This is a genomic window from Legionella massiliensis, assembly GCF_000756815.1.
GTDB classification, from domain to species: Bacteria; Pseudomonadota; Gammaproteobacteria; order Legionellales; family Legionellaceae; genus Tatlockia; species Tatlockia massiliensis.
In genome coordinates, this window is record NZ_CCVW01000006.1 from 1 (window position 1) to 3439 (window position 3439).

The following is a 3439-nucleotide window of genomic DNA, read 5'->3' on the forward strand; positions in this document are numbered from 1 at the left end:
CCCGCGTAAATAATATAATTTCACGGCAAGTCTCTGATTGTTCTTTTGCAGGGCAATATAAAAGGCGAGGCTTAAGGGATGCTTAAAGAGGTATGAATGTTATTCATGGACTATTCCATAATGGAATGATCAATGTCAGAGGTCACCCCCATCCCGAATTCCCGCGGCTTGACCGCGGGAATTCAATACTGGAGTGGGGGCTAAGCTATCACTGATCAATGGGGTTGAGGGGCTAAGGTTTCACCTAATCCTGCCCACTTTACAACAAAGAGAATGGCTGCCAGCACTGCGATCAGCGCTAAGCAGAGAAAGGTATTGAAAAATCCAAAGTATTGCAGTAGAAAACCTTGAATAAATACCCCAAACAGTCCTCCTAAAGCGAGGGCTGTTTGCATAGTTGATAATAAAGTATTAAATACTTTTTTCCCCAAAGCTAAATTTTCGCAGAGTAAACAGATCGCGACACCGTAGATGCCTGTACCAATCCCATCCAGTATTTGAATAACTAGTAACCAATTAGTATTGGTGGTAATACAGAGTAGAAAAATTCTGATGGGCAATAAGATAAAAGCAAGTGATAGGATTTTTTTAATCTCATGATAACGAGAAAATCGTGCTGTTATCAGCGATATTGGCACCATAGTGAGCTGAGTAATGAAGACGATTCCAGCAATTTTTTCATTATTTCCGTGAAGATGTTTAATATATAAGCTAAGAAGGGGAATGAGGGGGGCATTTGCTATATGAAATAAAGTGACACAGATAATTAAAAGACGAATGTGATGATTTTTAAATAACTCATTGAAATCATTTAATATTATTTTTAATTTTCTCGGGGGGGGGGTTATTGTGTTGTGAGTTAAGTCTGCCTCGTTAACTGCTGCGCTAATGGTATAAATTGAGATAACAGAAAGACAAGACATAATACCAATAAAATAAAAAATGGCGTTGATGCCATAATGTCTCACCAAAAACCAAGCCAATGCCATTCCGGCGATATTTCCCAAATGATTCCAACTTCGATTGATCCCTATTAAAGTTGAGAGATTACCTTGACCTACTAAAGAGAGGGCAATGGAAGCAAGCAAAGGGACAATAAAAGCACCCGCTATCCCTGAAATAAAAATAAGTAGATACACTACTAAGGTATAGTGAGAAATGAAAGGAAGCAGGGCGTAGACAGCTCCGAGCAGGAGGGTCGAGATAGCTAAGAGTAAGCGTTTATTGTTAACTTGATCGATTATAACACCGGCAATAATCTGGAATAAAAAAAGGCCAAGCGATGCAGTGGCAATACTCATCCCGATTTGATCATAATTCCAATTTTTTCCTTTAAGAAAAACTGCTAAGAAAGGGATGATGACAATAGTCATACCGGCCAATAAAAAATTAGTTGTATTTAATCCCCAAAGGCTGTGAGAGGAAAGTGATTTAGTTCTTAGCCTATATTTATTTTTATTGTTCAAGGTAAATCCATCGGAATAATTAATAATTATGATAGACGAGAGTGCCCCTCATCTCAATCTTCCACTCCATTTCAATCCAATAAGTTTTATACGAGAAACTCTCATTATTAGCTTAATCTGCTAAGCTTATCCCCCCTTAAACCCCGCAAGCTTTTCAGGTGCTTTTGAGACTTGAGCCAGATTTTCAGCAGATTCCTTTTGAACTGAACCAAACAGGGTGTACATTGAATTTGCTGGGTTAGAGCTAGGATTGTTCTTAATAATATCTATGATTTTTTTATATCCCATAATTTGCGCAATATCCAAAGGAGATAAAGCAACTAGGGTATTGTTGTCTTGATTGGTATTGTTGTCTTGTTTGCTTATGTGTTGATTTATGTTTTCTTGAATCGTTAAATCAAGTCCTTCCCCAAATTTAGTGAACGACCCTATAGTTACGTGGTACGTCAAATCAAGATTGGCTTTGTAAGAAATTAATAAACTTAATGCTTCAGCATCCCCATTTTGAGCAGCTATAAAAGCAGCTGTGGCACCATAACTAGTTCGTTCGTTGACTGATTCGGGATTTTTTTCAAGCAAAAACTCTAAGACATCCCTATGCCTATTTTGAGCAGCAATATGAGTAGGTCTTAGGAGGTTCTCGTTTGCCTTAGCTAAATCAGCACTAAATTCGTCTAGTAGTTTTAGTATGGAGAGTTTGCCTGTATCAGCCGCACAATAAGCAGGTGTAACGCCATTATTCATTTGTTTGTCACGTAATTCAGGCTTGTTGCTAAGTAGAAACTTTAAGACATCAGTATACCCACGTAGCGCAGCAATATGAGCGGGCGTGATACCATTAATATCTGCCTGAGCTAAATCAGCGCCCAATTTATATAGTAGTTCTAGTATGTCGAGTTGGCCTGTCTCAACGGCACAATAAGCAAGTGTGACACCATCACTGGTTTGTTTGTCACGTAATTCAGGCTTGCTTTTAAGCAGGAACTCTAAGACATTCCTATGCCCATTTTTCACGGCAACATGGGCAAGTGTGATGCCATTATCATCTACTTTAACTAAATCTGCGCGATATTGATGCAGCAGCTCTAGAGAGGAGAGTTTTCCTCTATCTGCTGCAGAATAGGCAGGTGTAATGCCATCAATGGTTTCTGCATTAACTAGTTCAGGTTTGTTTTTAAGCAGATACGCTAAGACCTCTTTATGGCCATCACAAGCAGCAAGATGGGCAAATGTATATCCCTCGCTATCTATCTCAGTTAAGTCCGCACCCAATTCGTGCAGAAACTTTAGTTGAAGGAGTTCTCCTCTAATAGTAGCAATACAAGCAAGGGTAGTATTTGAGTCGGCCTTTAAGCCCTCAAGCATTGCATCCGTGGCCTTTTTGATCAGCTTTAGTTTTTTTGCGTTTTGTGATTCTTTTAGCCATCTTAAGTCAGAGGGTATCATTCGCAGCAGTTGAGTATCATTCACTAAGAAAGAAAAAAATAATTTTACTTTATGCTGATGAAGACATCGTTCTATGAGTGAGTGCACAGCATCAGGGGATTTTGAATTTAATAGAGAAAGGGTTTCCTTCAGGCCCTTTGCCGTAAAATTGTTCATCAAATTCTGTGTTAAAGTTAATCCTTTATCATCGCTATTTGCTTTGTTAGACATTTGGATTTTTGCGTTCTTTTTTTTCTTTTTCTGAGTAGACTTGGTTTTTGACGTTTGATTAGCAGAAGGCGGTAGTGAATTGTTATTTGCTAGCGCCGGTGTTAAGGGTGCAGGGATTGCTGAAGAATTGTTATTAGACGACAAGGTATTTTTTATTGTTGCTAAATAGGTCTCCCAGTTAACCTCAGATTTATCCTGTAACTTATTCTTATAAATGAGAGAAGCTGCTTGCTGATGGCCTGCTAGTACTAGTTCTAATATCCTCTCTTGCCAATTTCCTGTGGTTTGTTGGGCGAGGCAGGCATCGGTTAAATCAA

2 protein-coding genes are annotated in these 3439 nt (G+C 38.8%); both read right to left on the reverse strand.

Features of this window, described 5'->3' with window-relative positions:
• Positions 1–215: 215 nt before the first annotated feature.
• Complete coding sequence (locus BN1094_RS18595; protein ID WP_044013021.1) at positions 216–1466, reverse strand: MFS transporter; 1251 nt, start codon at positions 1464–1466, stop codon at positions 216–218.
• 126 nt (positions 1467–1592) lie between these two features.
• Positions 1593–3439 (reverse strand): ankyrin repeat domain-containing protein (locus BN1094_RS18600; RefSeq protein ID WP_044013025.1); only part of this gene is annotated, 1847 nt, incomplete at its 5' end.